Consider the following 280-nt stretch of genomic DNA (forward strand, 5'->3'; position numbering starts at 1 on the left):
GGTGGTGTCCTGAGACCCCACGGTGGTCATCTTCGGCTCGCAGTAGGTGCCAGGGCGAACGCCTTTGCCTTCCGGCAGGCCGCAGGCCTTGCCGACCATCTTCTGTGCCAGGGTGAAGCCTTTGCCGGTGTCGACAGGCGCTTCAGGCAGCTTGAACAGGTCGGTTGGGCCCAGGCCCAGTTCGGCACGCGCCTTGTCGGTCAGGCCGCGACCGATGATCAGCGGGATACGGCCGCCGGCGCGGACTTCGTCTTGAGCGCCGTAAGCCAGTTCGCTCGGC

1 protein-coding gene is annotated in these 280 nt (G+C 66.8%); it reads right to left on the minus strand.

The window, feature by feature from the left end:
• On the minus strand, window positions 1-280 hold a 280-nt coding region (locus tag AC0L20_RS40885), incomplete at both ends, for a hypothetical protein (protein ID WP_473295806.1).

The sequence above is a fragment of the Bradyrhizobium sp. Kon58 genome, from assembly GCF_055807455.1.